This is a genomic window from Candidatus Neptunochlamydia vexilliferae (assembly GCF_015356785.1).
GTDB lineage: Bacteria > Chlamydiota > Chlamydiia > Chlamydiales > Simkaniaceae > Neptunichlamydia > Neptunichlamydia vexilliferae.
Genome location: NZ_JAAEJV010000128.1, coordinates 1 through 898 on the forward strand (window position 1 = coordinate 1; position 898 = coordinate 898).

Annotated in this window: 1 protein-coding gene; it reads right to left on the reverse strand. The window is 40.9% G+C overall.

Features of this window, described 5'->3' with window-relative positions; translation table 11 throughout:
- Positions 1-63: 63 nt before the first annotated feature.
- Positions 64-708, reverse strand: coding sequence for a type IV toxin-antitoxin system AbiEi family antitoxin domain-containing protein (locus NEPTK9_RS09570; protein ID WP_194848597.1), 645 nt, complete (start codon positions 706-708; stop codon positions 64-66).
- Positions 709-898 lie beyond the last annotated feature (190 nt).

Sequence of the window (898 nt, forward strand, 5' to 3'; positions counted from 1 at the left end):
CTGAGTCTGTTGTCTCAGCAAGGGCACCTGTCAACGTGCCTATGGTAGCAGCAACTGCGCTAGCTACAAGCTCCTTCCTTTAGGGAGGAGTAGTTGACCTATCCCCCCGCAAAGATGGGGTTTGCCTAAAGCGTCGATCAACGTTTTTTCTAAATCTGTTATTGCAATTCGGGTTTCACCTACCCATATTTTTTCCAACCCGAAAAAATTTTCAGGATTAACCAGTACAAATCGATATCGCACCCCTTCAATTTCACATGTACCATAGTTTCCTTTGTGACGATGAGGTACTTTTCCTGCTTGCGTTGTCATAGTATAAATGATTTTTGGAATTTGGTCAGTAAGTTCATGAAAATGGAGCGCTGTCCAGTAAGCAATCGCTCCTTCTTGAGCGACTCCCATAGCTATTTCAAACTCGTGAATAGGGGTTTGTCCTGTCATTGAAGGGCCTAACGCATAGAGCCCTTTTCTAAGACGAATAAGCCAACCTTGTTTTGTGAGTCGACTAAGAGCATTTGCGGTAGAGGCCCCTTCAAAGCCAAATTTTTTGGCATGATTCCTAAAGGTTTCTGGTGAAAAAACCCTTATCCGGGCTTCGGCAAGCTCTTTTACAACAGTAGAAGCGGGGTTTTCTGGAATATTTTTTCTACTCATTCTAACGATTATGGTTATAAAATGTAGTTTCTTTATAGATATATCATAACTCATTGACAGGTAAGCCACTGGTTTGACCAGTGGACTTTCAAGGCTTGGCCTTAAGATTTAGTGAAAAAAGACGATGTTGTATTTTCCTTGTTGGGCTTGGCAGACCAACAAAGGAAAAAATTATGAATACAACATCGTCTTTTGAGAGTTTATCTCATTCTAAATGGGATTGTAAATACCATATCGTGTTTAT

Excerpts from the sequence above, each read along its gene's own strand:
- NEPTK9_RS09570 (WP_194848597.1), bottom strand. The coding sequence starts at position 708 with ATGAGTTATGATATATCTATAAAGAAACTACATTTTATAACCATAATC.